This window comes from Chlamydiota bacterium (assembly GCA_016178055.1).
Classification (GTDB): Bacteria; Auribacterota; JACPWU01; order JACPWU01; family JACPWU01; genus JACOUC01.
Genome location: JACOUC010000017.1, coordinates 21,283 through 39,133, shown reverse-complemented (window position 1 = coordinate 39,133; position 17,851 = coordinate 21,283). Strand labels below are relative to the sequence as shown.

Here is a 17,851-nt window from a genome sequence, read left to right as displayed (position 1 = left end):
CCCTATTCAACGGTAAAAGTACTGTTGTCAATGGGACATCGAACGAGACTTCCAGAAGAATATCCTGTGACATCAACTTCATGTCCTTGGGGACAAACTTGAACACGATGAGCGGGTTGGGATTTTTTCTCTTCTTCAGAATGACCAATGAGTCCACCGATGATGGCTCCGCCCGCGGCTCCGATTGCAGCACCTTCACCTGTATGACCGGATTGATGACCAATGATACCACCTACGGCTCCTCCTGCTAATGCACCCCCCACAGCACCTTGCTCTGTCTCAGTACAACCGGCTGAGATAAGTGCACATGTTGCTAATAGCGCCCATACAAACTTTTTCATTTGACCCTCCTTTTTATGAGTTAATTTTAAATCGTTTCCAAAACTGGTTTCATTATATGATTGATGCAAGAATTTTTCAATTTTCAAGTTTTAGAGGAAAACCATGAAAAAAAGTTACATAGGATAAGCACGTCATTTCTTCTCAATGAACACTACTTTGAGTCCAATCCGTCGCCCTGCATTATATTGACGACGATCTGCAGTTACAAATAGGTCGCATGAGGCTTCAAGAGCTGTTCCCAGGTGAATCGCATCCAAACTGCGAATCACGCACGTCTCCAGGCATCTTATGGCTTGTTGAACAACGCTGGGAGCTATATCAAGAACAGTCGCTTTTTTTATATCCATTGCAACTGCTGATTTAAGCTTGTGGTATTGTAAACCCGTTATTTTTTTCTCCCGCCTTAAACGATTTAATCCTGAAAGAATCTCTATCGGACAGATGACGCTTACAATAGTCTCACCTGCCTCGGAGAAAAAATCCAACACTTTTTCTGATCCAATTTCCTCAATGTATCTTTTTGCGAATGCCGAGGAATCAAAGAAAATGCGCATCATAAACTCTTTTGACGATCTGCAAGAATTGCTTGACTCAACGAGACTCCAAAAATTTTCATCGGGCTGACACGTTTCCAGCCCTCTTTTGAAGAATCACCCGGTGGCAGCAAAATGGCGACAGGCTTCCCATGCCGGTAAATTTCGAATGTTTCACCTCGTTCCACCTGATCAAAATATTTTCTTGCATGATTTCTCAACTCTGTAAAGGTTACGGTGCTCACGAAGCCTCCTCTCAAATCCATGTTATAGGACGCATGATTACGATGTCATTATAATGTACATTATAATGACATTTCAAGAAAAAAGGAAATGCATCTCAAGTTTTTTTAACGTTTGACGTTTAACGTATTATGTTATAATCTTTTCATTAGATGATAAAATCATTCAGAGACAAGGATACAGAAAAAGTCTATCTTCGGGAAGTATCAAATAAGCTGCCGCAAGATATACAGCAAGTTGCGTTAAGAAAATTGCGTATGATCAATAACGCTAAGAACATCAATGACTTGCGGATTCCCCCAGCAAACAGACTGGAGAAACTGAAAGGTGATCGCGAAGGGCAAATGAGCATCAGAATTAATGATCAGTGGCGTATTTGTTTCGTGTGGCAAGGTGGAGATATTTATCAAGTTGAAATAACGGACTATCATTAGAGGAAAACTATGAAAAGAAAATTACATTCGGTTCATCCGGGAGAAGTTCTCTCAGAAGAATTTCTTAATCCTATGGGTATTAGCCAGAATAGACTTGCGCTTGCCGTAGGCGTCCCCGCACGAAGAATAAATGAGATCGTTCTTAGAAAACGGAGTGTGTCAGCAGATACCGCCCTTAGGTTAGCAAAATTTTTTGGAGTGTCGGCGGAATTTTGGCTTGGGTTACAAGCACAATACGATTTAGATGTTACTGCTGATAAGCTTGGGAACCGGTTAGAATTTGAAGTAAAGGTATATGCAAAAGCTGGATAGGTTTATTCTATTACAAGTTCCAGCTTAAGATTCTTTGCAGCATTTTCGGTGAGTTGAAGTTTCCACAAGAAAAGAATCGAGGAGCCTTGGTAGGTTCTTTCAAACCCACTTTCGGACTGTGAGATCGTTTCTAAGGGAAAATACCAGAGGTGACTTTCTTGATCAGAGGTTATTTTTGTAATAAAGCCATCATCTTCGTTCACAAGTTCTAATGATTTTGATTTCGCAAACTCCCCTTTTAATCCCAACGGAGAACGATTTTGTGATTGACTGTTGAATCGGTAATATTTTTTCTTGTCATTTCCAGCAAGGAGAGTAAGATTAAATTCGACCCCAAACCAACATGTCTCGATATTTTGAAGAGAACAAATTTCATAGTTGAGTGAAACCCTATTGCTTAATTTTGATTGCAACTGAATTATTTTTTGCACATAGAGAGGAATGGGGTTTTTCCCCTCACGAAAAAGATGTCCATTCCTTTTGAGAGTAAGCGACAGAGAATTTGTATTTTTTTCAAGAGAGCTTGCCTGATAAGGCTGGTTGACAAAATCCCCTTCCTCTCGATAGCAGCATTGATAAAATTCTTCGAGGGTCGTTCCTGGCTTAATAAAATGATCGATCAGTGAGTGGCGGCTGTACCAGTCATAAAACAAGACTTTTTCAAGGCCTTCTTCTTTTGCAATGGATAAGTCATGAATCGATTTAGGTTGTTCCCCGGAGGAATTCTGTTGGGCTTTTTGGGCCAGAGCAATTTTCTCATGATAGCTTTCTTCTCGCCGGGTTAAAACATTGGTGAGGTTGAAATCTTTTGGACGGTAATCAATTTCAAAAATAGATCCGCCATATTCCGGTTTTAAATAAAGATTTAAATCGTTTGCTGTTAAGAGAATTTCATTTTTACCATCGCAGTCATAATCACGTTCATCGATCAGGATTTTATCTTTGAATGAGTTGAGTGCAATTTTTTCTGCCTTGATGAGATGGGTATAATTGGCATGACGAAGATAGTTCAGATAGAGTCCGCCAAAGAGGCCGTGCCAGTAAGGGCAATTGCATTGACCTTTCCATAATTCTTTTTGGGCTAATTTTTTATTTTTAGAAGAATCGGAGAGTTTGGAAACTTGCTCGCTGACATAGATCATTTTTTTGTGCATGAGGTTGCTTTCGGGATATTTCGAAAAGAAATTTCTCCAAAAGCCTCCTCGCAAAAAGGGTTTTAATGCTTCATATTTTCCTGAAGATTTTAATTCATGGATACTTGATTCATAGAGTTTCTGGGCTTGAGTTGGAAGAGACCACTCCATCATTTCTTCGTAAGAGGCATTGGGAAGATAGATTCTTCCCTGAGAAGAATTGTTGGCCAAATACTCACTAAAGGTTTCCATTTTGATCCAATGGGCATTTTCTTCAAGGAGGGTGAATAAGCGCTCTAAATAGCGTTCTTCATAAACCCAATGGTGAGTCCCTGGCCAAAGTCCAAACTTCTCTCCATCATCGCCTAATGTGACTCCCCTTCCTGGATGATCGCTTGCAATACTCCCAAGGAATTCAATGGCTTTTTCAGGGATATTGAAGGGAATAAGATATCTCAAATTTTTATTAATTGGAAAAATGGATAAGGTTTTCCCTTTATCTTCTGTGGTGTAGTAGCCAAACATGTCCTTTTCCTGAAGACCCGCATAATAGAAGTGGGTGTCATCTAACAGCGTATATTCCATTCCAGCTTCTTTAATAATCGATGCCAGTTGGGGTTCCCAAACTCGTTCGGCCAGCCACATGCCTTTAGGTTTTACACCAAATTTTTCCATGAGATATTGGGTCATCATCTGAATTTGGCCAATGGCATCTCGCTCAGGGAGTGTTGCAATAAGGGGCTCGTAAAAAGCCCCGCCCATTAACTCAACCTGATTCCGATTTAACAGATTTTTAAGTTTTTCAAAATAATCGGGACGGTGTTCCTCGATCCATTCGAGCAAAGGGCCTGTGTGATGGATCGAGAGGCGAACTTTAGGATGGCGGCTCAAAACTTCGAGGAGTGGTTGATAACATTGACTAATGGCCTCTTCAAAAACCCACTCGAAGTTTCCAACAGGCTGGTGATTATGAATTCCAAAAAGAAAATCAATTTGACCCATGTTGTAAAGACAGTTTAAAGTTAAAGGTTTAAAGTTAAAAGAAAAAACAAAAAACAGTCCGATAAAGACAGTTTAAAGTTAAAGGTTTAAAGTTAAAAGAAAAACTCTATCGCTTGAATCTTTAAACTTTAAACCTTTAACTTTGAACTGTTGTTACACGCTCCACATTTCCATTTCAAAATCTTTATTAGGGACTGTAAAATTTAAATACCCAAACTTGGGATGGGTTTCTTGGATAATCTCATCTTTAAGAATAGAAACTCGAAATCTTACTTCATCCGTGCTTTTAAGATGAAGATCACTAAACGGGATTGCGAGTTCGAGTGTATCCTCAAAAGCAGTTGTTGTGTATTCTTTCACTTCAGAATAATGAATCCCCTCCTCGCTTGAAAAGAGTGTAAATTTCTTTTTTCGGCCGGCTTTAAAAACACGGGGGATCACTATCTTATACTCATTTGGCTTTGTCAAGTAGATGTGCATGTGAATGGAATCGAGGCTTCGAAGCTTGGATATTTTATGGGGATCAATGCGAATATAAAGTTGTGCGAGATCAAATCCAAAAAATATTTTTAAAATATATTTTTCAGTTTGGTGCATGGCAACATCTGTTCCAGCAAGATAAAGTCCGGCTTCATGCCATTCATAAAAGTGAGTGCTTTTGCCGTCAATTTCTGGATGGATAAATCCAATGGGTTGTTGTGCGAGCACAGGGGTTTTAATCCCTAAAACGGGTTGGTTTAAATATTCAGGAACATTCACATTCATGAGTTTATAACATGAAGATAAATGGAGGCGAAAAAGTTGATCAAATTCCTCATCAAATTCTGTTGTGAAGTCATCCCCATACCACCAAAACCAATCACTTCCTTCTGCAATGTATATTTGCTCCATTATTTTTTTCATTTGCTCATCGGGAATATCCTTTGCATTTTTCTGAATAAAATCTCGCGTTTTTCCTAAATACTCCCAAGCGGTGTTTTCCTCTTCTGAGCCGATCCAAATATCAAAATCATGATGAATCCATGATCCGCTGTGGAGAGAGGGGAGAATCTCTCTTTTGGGATTCATTTTGAAATAATTTGAAAAGGTGGTTGGGACAAGTTCAGCATTTTGGGATAGCTCATGATAGATTCCCCTTAAGAGCCCCTCTCCCCCATCAGGATAATGCTCCCAAGCATTTTCACCATCCAAAATAATAGACACCAGCGCCTCTTCATTGGCATTGTATTGTCGGATATTCTGAAGATGTTCTAAGAAATCTTGAACGGATTTTTCTGGAGGATTTTGAGAATAAGTAAATCCAATCAGATCTGAAAGACCCCGATCGCGAAAGACCATATCGACTGAGTTTTGTTCGTTCTGGGCTTGATAAACTTTAAAGAGTGCTGTCCCCTTGTCAGTGACTTGCGTTGAATGCATTAAAATGTCTTCATCGGTCGCAATCCATTGTATTCCTGCCTTAGCGAGAAGAGGAATAATCTCAGGTGCGACAGACCCTTCCGAGGGCCAAAGCCCGATGGGTTTTACTCCGAAAACACCTTTAAAAAAATCAACGGCTTTTTGAATTTGAGCCTCTGCATCTTCAGGGTGGTGATAGCGTTTAGGAAGCGGAGCCCAATTCATGCAGCGTTTGGCAAGGTCTGTGTCATAGACTAAAGGAAGAATCGGATGGTAAAAAGCGCTGGTCGTTAGTTCAACACGATTTTCTTGAAAGGCTTTTTGGTAAGAAGGAATCACGAGTTGAATCACCTCTCGCTCGATCTCTATAATTCGTTCAATTTCCTTTGAAGTATATTCTTTGCCTTTTTGGATGAGTTCATTAATTTCAGGAAATTTCTTTTTTGCTCGATACCCAAACCAGGCTAGATTGGCTAAAGCTTGAAGATCTTGAAAGTCACGGGTCGTAAAATTTTTAGCTGCCTCGCGGAGATATTCACTTTCAGCTTTATGTCCCCTTTTATTCAGGAGTTCCCAGTAGCGAGGATAGGGTTTGATCATGTTGTTCCAATGAGCCATAAAAAAATTTGAAAGTAACTCTTGTTTTTGTTCAAGGGTTAAATCAGAGGGAGGGGTGAGTGTGAGTTCTAAAAAAGGATCAAGCGTTTCAGGAATGCAGTAGTCCATCAGTTGAACAAGGACAGAAGGGACTAGATTAAAAGTGACTCTCATCGCTGGGTATTCTTCTAAAAGATCAATCATGTCAAAATAGCCTTTGATCCCGTGCAGACGAACCCAGGGCATGAGGTAATGATTTTTTAAAGGGTCTTTGTAATAAGGCTGGTGCATGTGCCAAAGAAAAGCGACATGAATCGGTTTCAAACTTCTGCCTCCTGCAAAAATCTTGCAGCCTCTTCAGGGATGGTCGGATTAATGTAAAAACCTGTCCCCCATTCAAAACCTGCCACTTTGGTTAGACGAGGCATAATTTCAACATGCCAGTGATAATCCTGATCAATGGTGGTCCAGTATCCCCTCCGTTTCCACCTGACGGGGCTGGTGTGAAGGACAAAATTATATTGTGGTTTGTTAAGTGCTTTGGCAAGTTTTGCAAGTGTAAAGCGCATCATGTCTGCGAAACCTAACAATTCATTCGAAGAAACGGTGTGAAAATCAGGATCATGACGCTTCGGAAGAACCATCACTTCAAATGGAAATCTTGAAGCAAAAGGGCAGAAAGATAAGAAGTGCTCGTTTTCATAAACAACCCGGCTTTTTTGAGTTTGCTCTTCGATAAGGATATCACAAAAAGCACAACGGTCTTTGTACTCGAAATACTCTTGAGCTCCTTGAAGTTCTTCTTTGACACGCTTAGGGGTGACGGGGGTTGCGATGAGCTGAGAATGGGGATGACTCAGGGAGGCCCCCGCTGAAAATCCTTCATTTTTAAAAATTAAAATATACTTAAATCGTAAATCATTTTCTAAATCTTTAATCCGGACGCGATAAGCCTCAAATACCTTTGCGAGGCTTTCAATGGAATGCATCTGCATTTTTTTATCATGATCCGGCGTCTCAATAATGACTTCATGAGCGCCAATTCCATTCATGCGGTCATAAATTCCGACTCCCCTTTTTCCTAAATCTCCTTCAATCCGTAGAGCTGGAAATTTATTGGGGACCACTCTTACTTCCCATCCTGGCGTATTGACGTGGGTATGAGGATTTCGAATCGCAAAGATTTCAGAGGGAGTTTTAGACTCGCTCCCTTCACAAAAAGGACATCCCTCTTTCGTTCCATCCTCCATTTCTGTTCTAAAATCACTGGGCCTTTTACCGCGTTCAGTTGCAATGATCACCCAGCGGCCCACCACAGGATCTTTTCTTAGTTCGGGCATATAAAACTCCTTTGCACTTCAATATCTCAATGCATCATTTTTTAAGTGTTTTGTAATAAACCTCTTCGTATTGTCGGGCAGAGACATTCCATGAAAAATCACATTTCATGGCGTTTTTGATGATTTGCTGGAAAAGACTTGGGTTGCGATAGATCTCCAGAGCTTTTTTAAGCTTTTCTAGAAGTGTCTGGGGAGAGTAATCCTTGAATTTGAATCCATTTCCTTCAAGTGTTTGGGGATTGAAATCCTCAATGGTATCATCTAATCCTCCCGTAGCCCGCACAATAGGAATGGTTCCATATTTAAGGCTGTAAATCTGGTTAAGACCGCAGGGCTCAAATCTTGAGGGCATTAGAAAGAAATCAGATCCTGCTTCAATTTGATGAGATAATGGATAATCAAAGTCAAACTTAACTTTTAATTTATTTGGAAATTTTTCTGCAATTTCCTGGAAGAGTTTCTGACATTTTTCCTCTCCGGTTCCTAAAAGAACAAGACCTACATTTTCAGAGAAAAGGTTATCCGTAATCTCGCTCAAGATATCAAATCCTTTTTGATCCGTAAGTCTAGAGATCATACCGATGAGCGGAGTGGTTATCGGAAGATTGAAATTAAGAAGACGTAAGAGCTCCTTCTTGCATTCGATTTTTCCTGCTAAGCGATTCAAGGAATAATGACTTGAAATCTCCGGATCTTTTTCAGGGCTCCATTCATCATAATCTACGCCGTTCAAAATACCGTAAAGGTCTTTCGATCGTCGAAGGAGAACCCCCTCAAGCCCAAAACCATATTCGGGCGTTTGAATTTCTTCACTGTATTTTCGACTCACCGTCGTCAAGCAATCTGAGTAGACGAGGCCTGCTTTAAGAAGATTCATTTTTCCATAGAATTCGATTCCTTCTGGAGTAAAAACCTCCCAGGGGAGATTGGTCATGTGCATGTCGTAATGCCAAAAGAGCCCTTGAAAAGCAAGATTATGAACCGTAAATATCGTTCGTGATTTGGTAAAAAAAGGATTGCTCGATTCAATCGTTTTAAGTAAAGCGCTCACTAAACCTGTTTGCCAATCATGGAGATGAAGAATATCCACTTTAAGATCGAGTTCTTCAAGCGTAGCCAAGATAGCCTTCGAGAAGAAAATAAAGCGTTCTGCGTTATCTTTGTAATCTCCCTGAACTGTCCGGTAAATCTCGTCACGATCATAATATTCATCTTTAATAATGAAGAGGACTTCGAGATTTTCAGAGATTTTTGCAGTCGCAATATCTCCTTCAACCACCCGATCCCCTAACTGAACAAATATTTTTTTTGAAAATTTTCGAATATCAATGTTCATTTTTTTTGTGGATCGGTAAAAAGGCGTAATGATTTTAACGTCATGTCCCAATTCGCCAAGCGCCTTGGGCAAAGCTCCCGTGACATCGGCAAGTCCCCCCGTTTTTGAAAACGGATGGACCTCACTTGCCGCAAAAACAATTTTTAATTTTTTTGGCATTTTTCACACTCCTTTAAGACAGTTCAAAGTTTAAGGTTCAAAGTTCAAAGAAAAAAATACGGTTCAAGGTTAAAAGTTTAAGGTTTAAAGGTTGACACTTGTCCCTGTTTCTTCCTTTAAGCCTTAAACTTTGAACTTTAAACTGTCTTTTCATCGCTCATTCGATCAAAGCGTGTTTTTTTAGGAACGACGACCACCCCTTCATCGGTTACAAAGAAACGTTTACGGTCTTTTTCAAGATCAAACCCAATGACTGATTTAGGGGGTATATCAACATCTTTATCAATAATGGTTTTACGAATTTGGGCATGTCGACCGATGTTAACACCGTCTAATAAAATAGATTCCTCAAGAAGACTGTAGCTGTTGACTCTGACGCCCGGGGAGAGAATCGAGCGATGAACCTTTCCTCCACTGATAATGCATCCTTCGCTAATCATGGAGTCTGTTGCATATCCTACTCTTTGTCCCTCAACATTGGCAAAGACAAATTTTGCAGGGGGTAAATGAGAGGAAACCGTGCGAATCGGCCACTCCATGTTGTAGAGATTAAGCTGGGGCGACACACTCACCAGTTCCATATTGGCTTCCCAATAAGCATCGATGGTTCCGACATCTCTCCAATATCCCCTTTCCTTTTCTTCCATACCCGGAACAGAATTTGCTGAAAAATCATAAGCAAAAACGCGTGCAGATTTTACAAGTTCAGGCATAATGCTTTTCCCGAAGTCATGATCGCTCTCTCTTTTTGCATCTTTCTTAATAGATTGAAGAAGTGCATCTCGTTTAAAGATGTAGTTACCCATTGAAACCAAGGCAAGGCCAGATCGATCAGGCAAGGGTTTGGGGACCTTTGGTTTTTCTTGGAATCCGATGATTCTCCAGTCAGAGTCAACAACAATGACCCCAAAATTAGAGGCTTCCGCGATCGGATAAGGAACTGCTGCAATGGTTACATCAGCGTCTTTTTCAAGATGGTGCTTTTCCATTTGGCGGATATCCATTTTATAAATGTGATCTCCGCCAAATACAAACACTAAATCCGGATTTTCATCTTCAATGATATTAATGTTCTGATAAATAGCATCGGCCGTTCCCTTAAACCAGGTTTCGCCCGTTCTCATTTGAGCTGGAACACAATCAATGTAATGACCGAGCGTAGGAGAAAGCCGCCATCCTGTTGAAATGTGTTTATTGAGAGACTCAGACATAAATTGAGTTAAAATTTTAATTTTAAAATATCCTGAATTGACAAAATTGCTCAAAACGAAATCAACAATGCGATACTGCCCCCCAAAAGGAACGGCAGGCTTTGCCCGATCTCGGGTCAAGGGATAAAGACGTCTCCCCTCTCCCCCAGCGAGAACCATCACTAAATTTTTGGCCATGATGCGTATCTTTCGTCCGAAAAAATATTCGAAAATTTTTATAAATTAAAAACTAATTATAGTTTTTATCTTTAAATTCTTCAAATGAATTGCTCATTTTTTCAATGCTTGGTTTTTCGTTGGCCTCGATCACGAGAACACCTTTTCCATTTTTTAGAATTAGAATCCATTCTTGAGGGGTTTTCCATAAATTCTTATCTTTTATTTTAACTTCCTGCGAGGCGTCTGGAAATTTTTTTAAAACGAGTTGACTGTATCCATTGAAAAATTGATTGGCGTCTTGAGGGGTATCCCAATGGGTGAGCCAAATCAGGATTAAGGAAGAAGAGGTTTTATCTTCCCAAACTTGATAGGTATCCCCTCCCCATCCTTCTGCCGTGGCCTCAAAAGCCTTGGATTTAAAAAATTTTTCAAAGAGGAGACGAATATTAAATTCTCCGATAACATTTTCTTCCAAGAGAACATAAGGGGACAAAACTTCTTTTAAGGATGGGAAGACGATCATTTGGGGAGCGTCATTGTCAGCCAAATATTTATCGGGGTGAAGAATTTCTTCTGTAGAAGATGGGGGTTTTTGAAAACAGCGATTGATTCCACTCCAACCACTTTTATGATAGATGTAAGAAACAAACTCTATTCCTTTAAGGTAAGGGAAAATCATATTTTGCTGAAGAACCAGAGGTGCGTTTTTAAACTCTTTTTGATCAACAAAAAAGTAGGAAAGAATATCCCAAAGAACAGATAGTTTCATGGAATGAAGGTAATAGAGTTGGGTTACAAATGAAGCGTCTCCCTCAACAAGAGATAGATGGGCTAGTTTTTGATCGTCATTTCTCAAATTTGAATCCACTAGATTTTTAATTCGAAAATGCTGATCTTGAAGCGCATGAGTGAGTTCATGGGCAAGAATAGCATTTTGAAGACCTTGCCCTATCCCGAGCCCTTTAATCTTAAAAAGGGCTTTTTCATCGACATCATAAAAGGCGCCGATTTGTTCTCCATAGATATTGATAACTTTATCCTTCAGGTTATAGTTAGGTTCTAAAAAACCGAATTTAACAAGGACTTTTTGAGTGGTTTCGATATCTTGTTTTGGATATTCATCTTGAATTTCTTCAACTAATTTTTCATGGAGCGTTTTTCGATCTACTTCACGGTAGACAGGCTCTTTAATAAAGGGAAGCTCTCGAAGTCTCGAGACTTTTCCCTCAATTTGGAGTTGGAGAAAATTTTCTTCAAGATCCTGAAGTTTAGAACGGAGGGATTTATTTTCATTCTCAACGTCGTGCAGTCGATCTTTTAAAAAGGCTTTTTGATGGTTTAAAGAGATTGTCTTAAGGGAAAGAAGAATGAACAAAAGAAAGATAACAAAGAGAATTTTTTTCATTTTAAATTTTACATTGTCATTTTGATTTTTGATGTTTGATTTTTGGATTTTTCATGGTTGATCCAAAAATCAAGCGTGTCTTTCAAAGTTGAGTTTAAAGAATGTTCAGGGGTCCAACCCGTATCTCGCTTAAGTTTTTCAAAGCTTCCTACAAGTAAAGGTAAATCACTTTTTCTCATTCGAGTTGGGTCTTGTCTTATTTCAATAGGACACGCTGCCAGTGTAATCAGCATGGATGATATCTCACGAATAGAATAGGCTTTTCCAGATGAGAGATTGTAAATCTCCCCATTTTGCCCCTTTTGGGAAGCGAGCCAATAGCCGCGTACCGTATCCCTCACATCGGTAAAATCTCTTTCGGGCTCAAGGTCTCCCACTTCAAGATAAGGGTGTGCCAGACCCAACTTGATTCCAGCAATTTGTCTTGAAAAATTAGCGATTACAAAAGAATCTGCCTGATAAGGACCCATATGGTTAAAGGGCCTTAAAATAATAATTTTAAGACCCCTTTGATTGATATAGCAACGTGCGATCAGTTCCATCATGGCTTTGGAGGATCCATAGACGTTGCAGGGATTAATTTTTTGAGTTTCTCTTAAAGGAATATCGATGGGTGAAACCTTACCATAAACCTCGCTGGTGCTAACAAGAATTGTTTTAGCCTTGGGACATTTTTTAATCACACCCGAAAGAAGATGCTCCACACTGAGGGTATTGACTTCATAAGTGAGTATCCTGTTTTTTTCTGCTTGTGGGACGTAAGCAGTTCCTGCAAGATGAAAAATAAGATCCGGCCTTACTTCTTCAAGAATTCGTTCAATTTCTAAAGATTTTGATACATCACATTGAAAGAGTTGAAGATGAGTCGCAACTTCCTCAAGATTTTTTTGAGTCTCTTCTTGATGAAGATAAGTTCCGCTTAAGAGAATAGATGGGTCTTTAAGATTGAGAATGTAGCGTGCAAGATGACTACCTGCAAAACCTGATATTCCGGTGATAAGAACCTTCAATGTGTGACCCCAGAGATAAGATTTTTTTCCTTTTGTTGAATCAGCTGATCTACCAACTTAAGGTCAGAGTCGACCATTAATTTCACAAGCCCTTCAAAGTTAAGACTGGGTTTCCACCCCAATTCTTTCCGGGCTTTTACAGAACTTCCCAAGAGAGTATCTACTTCCGCGGGTCGAATGTATTTGGGATCAATCACAACATGATTTTTCCAATCAAGACCTGCATGGCGAAATGCAATTTCCACAAATTCTTTTACCGAATGATTTTTGTCGGTCGAAACGACATAATCCTTTGGCTCTTTCTGCTGAAGCATTAACCACATGGCTTCGACATAGTCTCCGGCGAACCCCCAGTCTCGTTTAGCCTCAAGATTCCCCAAACGCAGTTCTCGTGTGATTTGGCGCTTAATCAGAGCAACGCCATAACTGATTTTCCTTGTGACAAATTCAAGACCTCTCCTTGGAGATTCATGATTAAAGAGAATGCCTGAACATGCAAAAAGGTTATAGCTTTCTCTATAGTTAATGGTAATCCAGTGGGCATAAAGTTTGGCGACTCCATAGGGACTTCTGGGGTAAAACGGAGTTCTTTCAGTTTGAGGAATCTCTTGGGCATGTCCAAACATTTCGCTTGAGGATGCTTGATAAAACCGAATTTTCGGATGGGTCATTCGAACGGCTTCAAGAATTCTTAGAGCTCCGAGGGCTGTGACCTCTCCTGTTAAAAGAGGTTGTTGCCATGAAGTCGGAACAAAAGATTGTGCCGCCAAATTATAAACTTCGTCCGGATCCGTCTCTCTTAAGATAGCATTGAGAGAGTTTTGATCGATCAAATCTCCAGAAACGAGTTCAATGTCGTCGTCGATATGTTTAATTCGGTCAATCGAAGGAGTACTGCTGCGACGAATTAAACCATAAACCTTATAATCTTTTTTTAAAAGAAATTCTGCCAAGTAAGATCCATCCTGTCCCGTGATTCCCGTTACAAGCGCTTTTCGTTGTTTCACAATGCCTCCTTAAAAATGGGTCCATTGTAAGAGGGATTTAAAGGGCGAGCAAGCTAAAAGAAAAATAATTTTCAATCCCAGTAAAAAAACTTGTATAATTAAAAATAAATAAAGGATATTCCTCATGGCTCGCTTTAACAACGAATCATTTGAAAAGTTTCTTTTGGATGAGAAGGCTGTCGATGAGGAAAAATTGCGCATCGCTCATCGAGAAGCCACAAAAATGAATGAGCGTTTAGATCGCGTCATCGTGAAGCTTGGAGTTCTTTCCGAAAGCCAAATTCTGCCTCCTCTTTCAAAATTCTTAAAAATTCCCTGTGAGCGCTTATCCCATCGGACGATTGATCGAGAAATCATTGGAAAGGTTGCTGCTAAATTTGCCCATCACTATCAGTTTCTCCCCGTTTCTTTAGATAACGGTAAGCTTTTAATTGCCATGAATGATCCCTTAAATTTAGAGTTGATCGATGAGATTAAATTGGCCCTTGAATGTGATGTGAAGCCTGTGCTTGCGGGCGAGAAAGATATCCATGATGCGTTAAAGAAATATTATGGGATTGGGGCCGAGACCGTTGAAAGAATGATTAATGAGTCAAACACTTTTATTGAAATTGAAACTCCAACCATTCGAACCGAGGAAATTTCAGAAGGAGAAGGACGAGAAGATGCCTCCATTATTAAATTTGTTAATCAGATTTTATTTGAAGCCTATAAAGATCGTGCAACAGATATTCATATTGAACCCTTTGACGATGATTTAAGAATTCGTTACCGGATTGACGGTGTTCTTTATCGGGCATCCATGCCCCCCACCATTCGGCACTTTCATGCCTCCATTGTTTCTCGAATTAAAATTATGGCTAATTTGGATATTGCTGAACGCAGACTCCCCCAAGATGGAAGAATTAAAGTCAAAATGAATGAGGAGGAATTAGATTTGAGAGTCTCGATTCTGCCGACTCCTTATGGTGAGAGCGTCAACATACGCCTGCTTTCGAGTCAGACCACTCTCTTGGATATTGAAAATTTAGGCCTCCTTTCTCAAGATTTATTGACATTAGAAAAAATGATTCGAAAACCTCATGGAATTATTTTTGTTACGGGGCCTACGGGAAGCGGAAAAACCACGACCCTTTACGCCTGTCTTTCTAGGCTGAATCATGATGAAAAAAAGATTATTACCATTGAAGACCCTGTTGAATATTTAATGAAAGGCATTACACAAATTCAAGTTCATCCGAAGATTGATCTTACCTTTGCTCGGGGCTTGAGATCGATGTTACGTCATGATCCCAATATAATGATGGTGGGAGAGGTTCGTGATTTTGAAACGGCTGAAATTACGATTCGGGTCGCTCTTACAGGACATCTTGTTTTTAGTACTTTGCATACCAATGATGCTTCAGGGGCCATCACGCGTTTAATTGATATGGGGGTCGAACCTTATTTGGCCGCCTCCTCTGTTGAATGTATTATTGCACAAAGATTAGTACGCCTCATTTGCCAAAGCTGTAAGCATAAAATTAAGGCGACTCGGGAAGATCTTTTGCGTCTTGAGATGGGTGAAGAGGCCCTCTCAACGGATATTTATGACGGCAATGGATGCGAGAAATGTAAATTTACAGGGTATAAGGGACGAACGGCTATCTATGAGTTTTTAGTTTTGGATGATGATATTCGTGACTTAATTGTCAAAAAGGCTCCCTCCCATAAGATTAAAGCCATGGCCATGTCAAAAGGGATGAGAACCTTGCGTCAAGAAGGGTGGGAAAAAATTAAATTGGGTTTGACCAGTCCTGAAGAAGTGATTCGCGTCAGTCAGGATGAAACTGGATAAGGAAAAGGTATCTGGGGGGTTAGCTTTTTTATATGCCAAAATTTAAATATGTCGCAAAAGGAGTCGGTGAAGGGACAGTCACCGGCGTACTTGAGACAGAGAGTGAAGATCGGGTTGTATCTCATTTGCAAAAACAGGGCTTATTCCCTATTCATATTGAGAAGGAAATTGAAGTGAATGGGCCTGTACAAAAGGTAAAATCTCTTAAAATTAAGAAGAAAGAAATATCACAGTTTATTCAACAACTTTATGATCTCATCTCTTCGGGAGTGACCTTGCTTAAAGCTCTAGAATTGGTTCAAGAAGGAGTTTACGGTAAAACCTTTAAAGAAATGTTGGGTTTTTTAATAGCTTCAGTACGCGGAGGTCAGAAATTCTCTGATGCCCTAAAGGTTTTTCCATCTATTTTCTCGCCCTTTTTTGTCAATCTCGTAAAATCAGGCGAAGCCAGTGGTGCTTTAGATCAAGTTTTGATGCGCTTGTCAGATTTTGCTGAAGCCCAGGAAGAGATTCGCTCAAAAGTCAAGGCGGCTTTGGCTTACCCTGTATTCGTCTGTTCAGTTGGACTTTTTGTCATTGGGGTTCTTTTGACCGTGGTCATTCCCAGAATGGCTGGAATATTCGAAGACATGGGACAAAATCTCCCCTTTTTAACTCAGGCGCTCATTTCAGTGAGTCACGGGATGATTTTTTATTGGTGGGTTCTTGCCTTGATGATAGCTCTTCTCGTCGCAGGATTTAGAATGCATCGGGCAAAGCGAGAGGGTCATATTTTTTGGGATCAAGTGAAAATTAAAATACCATTTTTGGGTGTGATTCATCGTGATACTGAAATTGCACGATTTGCTCGCACCCTTTATATGCTTTTATCGAACGGTCTTTCTTTTGTTCAATCCCTGGAGATTGTTCATGATACCATTGGAAATATTATTTTTCGGGAAGAAATCCACGCGCTTCGTTTAGGGGTTAGCCGCGGGGAACGAATGAGGGAGCGTTTAAAGAAAAGCAAATTTTTACCATCTAATTTGATCAATATGCTTGTCATTGGTGAAGAGAGTGGTCAATTAGACAAGGCGCTTAAACGAATTGCAGAATCTTATGAAAGGGCTTTAGATCGAGATGTGAAATTGGCCACTTCCCTTTTAGAACCTGTCATGATTCTCGTGATTGGAGGCATTGTAGGAATGATGGCCTTTGCAATTCTTTTACCCATTTTCCAAATTAATTTTTTGATTCGATGATTTTAAAAACTGTTGTGAGGGGTGAGTCGTGAGTTGTGAGAAAAAAATGGAGAAAGAGATGACACAAAATAAAAAGCAAAAAAAATATTCATCAGGCTTTACATTAATTGAAATCATGTTGGTTATTTTAATCATTGGCATTTTGGCTGCTATGGCTGTTCCCCGTTTGGTCGGAAGATCGCAAGAGGCAAAAATTACAGCGACTCGGGCTGATATTGAATCAAATTTAAGTGTAGCGTTGGATCTTTTTGAATTAGACAACGGCGCTTATCCAACCACCGATCAGGGTTTGGCGGGACTTGTTGAAAAACCATCAGGAGGGGCGTCTAATTGGAATGGTCCTTATCTTAAGAAAACTCCAAAAGATCCTTGGGCTCATCCCTATGTTTACAAATGTCCCGGCGAGCATAATACTTCGGGATTTGATCTTTCATCCAATGGGCCTGATGCCACTGAAGGAACTCAGGATGATATTTCTAATTGGCATGGAGCTTAAAAATCCAAAAATCAAATATTAAAAATCAAAATGACAATGTAAAACTTAAAATGTGTCCCCTGCAATAGCATTAGAAATTTTGAATTTTAGTATGTCATTTTGCATTTTGATTTTTGGATTTTGAATTAGTTCGTTTTTATATACAGAAAAATACTATGGTTTCTCATGAGACAAGACATTTTTCGTTCCCATCAGGCTTCACCCTGATTGAGCTTTTAATTGTCACCCTGATTATTGCTGTTCTGGCTGCTTTGGCTGTTCCCCGATTTAGATCTACCTATGATCAGTTTCGTTTAATGACCCTTAAAGATAAATTTTCACGTCTGGCCCAAACAGCTCATGAATTAGCGATGCTAGAATCAAAAACTTACAAAATGGTTTTTCTTGAAAATCCTCCCTCTTTTGCCCTTTTAAAAGAAATGGAGGGAGGTGAGGAACCTTTTGGACCTTCCGATGGAAATTTAGGACGAGTTCAAATCATTCCTCAAGGTTGTAAGGTTATGGCTTATGAGCGAGAAATTTACTTTTATCCTGATGGATCTGCAACGCGCATAGAGGTGCGTTTTGAAAATGCTCAATCAGATCATTTTAATTTAGAGATTTCTGCCGCAGGAAAAATAAACGAAATTGATAATTAAAAATTGAAAATGGATAAT

The 17,851-nt window shown here is 39.7% G+C and carries 17 protein-coding genes; 6 read left to right on the top strand and 11 right to left on the bottom strand.

Translation table 11 applies throughout. The features are described from left to right. Positions 1-2: 2 nt before the first annotated feature. The 3 genes from HYS07_02340 to HYS07_02330 all read right to left on the bottom strand — a co-directional run bounded on the left by HYS07_02340 (position 3) and on the right by HYS07_02330 (position 1,120). Positions 3-341, bottom strand: coding sequence for a glycine zipper 2TM domain-containing protein (locus HYS07_02340; protein MBI1870014.1), 339 nt, complete (start codon positions 339-341; stop codon positions 3-5). Positions 342-473: 132 nt separating this feature from the next. Then, on the bottom strand, positions 474-899 hold the full coding sequence (locus HYS07_02335) for a type II toxin-antitoxin system VapC family toxin (protein MBI1870013.1): 426 nt from the start codon (positions 897-899) through the stop codon (positions 474-476). Continuing rightward, positions 896-1,120: a type II toxin-antitoxin system Phd/YefM family antitoxin gene (locus HYS07_02330; protein MBI1870012.1), complete on the bottom strand. Its 225-nt coding sequence runs from the start codon at positions 1,118-1,120 to the stop codon at positions 896-898. The genes HYS07_02335 and HYS07_02330 overlap by 4 nt, the downstream gene beginning before the upstream one ends. Before the next feature lie 150 nt (positions 1,121-1,270). Here HYS07_02330 and HYS07_02325 point away from each other — a divergent pair, with 150 nt between their 5' ends. Both HYS07_02325 and HYS07_02320 read left to right on the top strand, forming a co-directional pair. Beyond that, the gene (locus HYS07_02325; GenBank protein ID MBI1870011.1) at positions 1,271-1,552 is read left to right on the top strand and encodes a type II toxin-antitoxin system RelE/ParE family toxin; all 282 of its coding nucleotides are present in this window, start codon (positions 1,271-1,273) and stop codon (positions 1,550-1,552) included. 9 nt (positions 1,553-1,561) lie between these two features. Beyond that, entirely contained in the window at positions 1,562-1,864 is a 303-nt protein-coding gene (locus HYS07_02320) for a HigA family addiction module antidote protein (protein MBI1870010.1), read from the top strand. Positions 1,865-1,866: 2 nt separating this feature from the next. Here HYS07_02320 and HYS07_02315 read toward each other — a convergent pair whose 3' ends face one another. The 8 genes from HYS07_02315 to gmd all read right to left on the bottom strand — a co-directional run bounded on the left by HYS07_02315 (position 1,867) and on the right by gmd (position 13,621). Further along, positions 1,867-3,999 carry a DUF1926 domain-containing protein gene (locus HYS07_02315; GenBank protein ID MBI1870009.1) on the bottom strand — a complete coding sequence of 711 codons (2,133 nt, stop codon included), beginning with the start codon at positions 3,997-3,999 and terminating at the stop codon, positions 1,867-1,869. Positions 4,000-4,152: 153 nt separating this feature from the next. Next, positions 4,153-6,318, bottom strand: a complete 2,166-nt coding sequence (locus HYS07_02310; protein MBI1870008.1) for a glycoside hydrolase — start codon at positions 6,316-6,318, stop codon at positions 4,153-4,155. Beyond that, positions 6,315-7,334, bottom strand: coding sequence for a galactose-1-phosphate uridylyltransferase (galT, locus tag HYS07_02305; protein ID MBI1870007.1), 1,020 nt, complete (start codon positions 7,332-7,334; stop codon positions 6,315-6,317). The genes HYS07_02310 and galT overlap by 4 nt, the downstream gene beginning before the upstream one ends. A gap of 34 nt (positions 7,335-7,368) precedes the next feature. Further along, positions 7,369-8,829: a glycogen synthase GlgA gene (gene glgA, locus HYS07_02300; GenBank protein MBI1870006.1), complete on the bottom strand. Its 1,461-nt coding sequence runs from the start codon at positions 8,827-8,829 to the stop codon at positions 7,369-7,371. Positions 8,830-8,966: 137 nt separating this feature from the next. Beyond that, entirely contained in the window at positions 8,967-10,217 is a 1,251-nt protein-coding gene (gene glgC, locus HYS07_02295) for a glucose-1-phosphate adenylyltransferase (GenBank protein ID MBI1870005.1), read from the bottom strand. A 52-nt stretch (positions 10,218-10,269) separates the two neighbouring features. Then, complete coding sequence (locus tag HYS07_02290) at positions 10,270-11,604, bottom strand: hypothetical protein (GenBank protein ID MBI1870004.1); 1,335 nt, start codon at positions 11,602-11,604, stop codon at positions 10,270-10,272. Positions 11,605-11,612: 8 nt separating this feature from the next. Then, positions 11,613-12,614: a GDP-mannose 4,6-dehydratase gene (locus HYS07_02285; protein ID MBI1870003.1), complete on the bottom strand. Its 1,002-nt coding sequence runs from the start codon at positions 12,612-12,614 to the stop codon at positions 11,613-11,615. Continuing rightward, the gene (gmd, locus tag HYS07_02280) at positions 12,611-13,621 is read right to left on the bottom strand and encodes a GDP-mannose 4,6-dehydratase (protein MBI1870002.1); all 1,011 of its coding nucleotides are present in this window, start codon (positions 13,619-13,621) and stop codon (positions 12,611-12,613) included. Before gmd ends, HYS07_02285 begins: the two co-directional genes overlap by 4 nt. Before the next feature lie 124 nt (positions 13,622-13,745). Between gmd and HYS07_02275 the strand changes: the two genes are divergently transcribed. The 4 genes from HYS07_02275 (at position 13,746) to HYS07_02260 (ending at position 17,833) form a co-directional block, all read left to right on the top strand. Then, positions 13,746-15,458 carry a type II/IV secretion system protein gene (locus tag HYS07_02275; protein MBI1870001.1) on the top strand — a complete coding sequence of 571 codons (1,713 nt, stop codon included), beginning with the start codon at positions 13,746-13,748 and terminating at the stop codon, positions 15,456-15,458. 32 nt (positions 15,459-15,490) lie between these two features. Continuing rightward, entirely contained in the window at positions 15,491-16,699 is a 1,209-nt protein-coding gene (locus tag HYS07_02270) for a type II secretion system F family protein (protein ID MBI1870000.1), read from the top strand. 58 nt (positions 16,700-16,757) lie between these two features. Next, positions 16,758-17,195 carry a type II secretion system major pseudopilin GspG gene (gspG, locus tag HYS07_02265; protein MBI1869999.1) on the top strand — a complete coding sequence of 146 codons (438 nt, stop codon included), beginning with the start codon at positions 16,758-16,760 and terminating at the stop codon, positions 17,193-17,195. A 155-nt stretch (positions 17,196-17,350) separates the two neighbouring features. Then, entirely contained in the window at positions 17,351-17,833 is a 483-nt protein-coding gene (locus tag HYS07_02260; GenBank protein ID MBI1869998.1) for a type II secretion system protein, read from the top strand. Positions 17,834-17,851 lie beyond the last annotated feature (18 nt).

Excerpts from the sequence above, each read along its gene's own strand:
- HYS07_02325 (MBI1870011.1), top strand. The coding sequence starts at position 1,271 with ATGATAAAATCATTCAGAGACAAGGATACAGAAAAAGTCTATCTTCGG.
- HYS07_02340 (MBI1870014.1), bottom strand. The coding sequence starts at position 341 with ATGAAAAAGTTTGTATGGGCGCTATTAGCAACATGTGCACTTATCTCA.
- galT (MBI1870007.1), bottom strand. The coding sequence starts at position 7,334 with ATGCCCGAACTAAGAAAAGATCCTGTGGTGGGCCGCTGGGTGATCATT.
- HYS07_02275 (MBI1870001.1), top strand. The coding sequence starts at position 13,746 with ATGGCTCGCTTTAACAACGAATCATTTGAAAAGTTTCTTTTGGATGAG.
- glgA (MBI1870006.1), bottom strand. The coding sequence starts at position 8,829 with ATGCCAAAAAAATTAAAAATTGTTTTTGCGGCAAGTGAGGTCCATCCG.
- HYS07_02320 (MBI1870010.1), top strand. The coding sequence starts at position 1,562 with ATGAAAAGAAAATTACATTCGGTTCATCCGGGAGAAGTTCTCTCAGAA.
- HYS07_02260 (MBI1869998.1), top strand. The coding sequence starts at position 17,351 with ATGGTTTCTCATGAGACAAGACATTTTTCGTTCCCATCAGGCTTCACC.
- HYS07_02290 (MBI1870004.1), bottom strand. The coding sequence starts at position 11,604 with ATGAAAAAAATTCTCTTTGTTATCTTTCTTTTGTTCATTCTTCTTTCC.
- HYS07_02270 (MBI1870000.1), top strand. The coding sequence starts at position 15,491 with ATGCCAAAATTTAAATATGTCGCAAAAGGAGTCGGTGAAGGGACAGTC.
- gspG (MBI1869999.1), top strand. The coding sequence starts at position 16,758 with ATGACACAAAATAAAAAGCAAAAAAAATATTCATCAGGCTTTACATTA.
- glgC (MBI1870005.1), bottom strand. The coding sequence starts at position 10,217 with ATGGCCAAAAATTTAGTGATGGTTCTCGCTGGGGGAGAGGGGAGACGT.
- HYS07_02315 (MBI1870009.1), bottom strand. The coding sequence starts at position 3,999 with ATGGGTCAAATTGATTTTCTTTTTGGAATTCATAATCACCAGCCTGTT.
- HYS07_02335 (MBI1870013.1), bottom strand. The coding sequence starts at position 899 with ATGATGCGCATTTTCTTTGATTCCTCGGCATTCGCAAAAAGATACATT.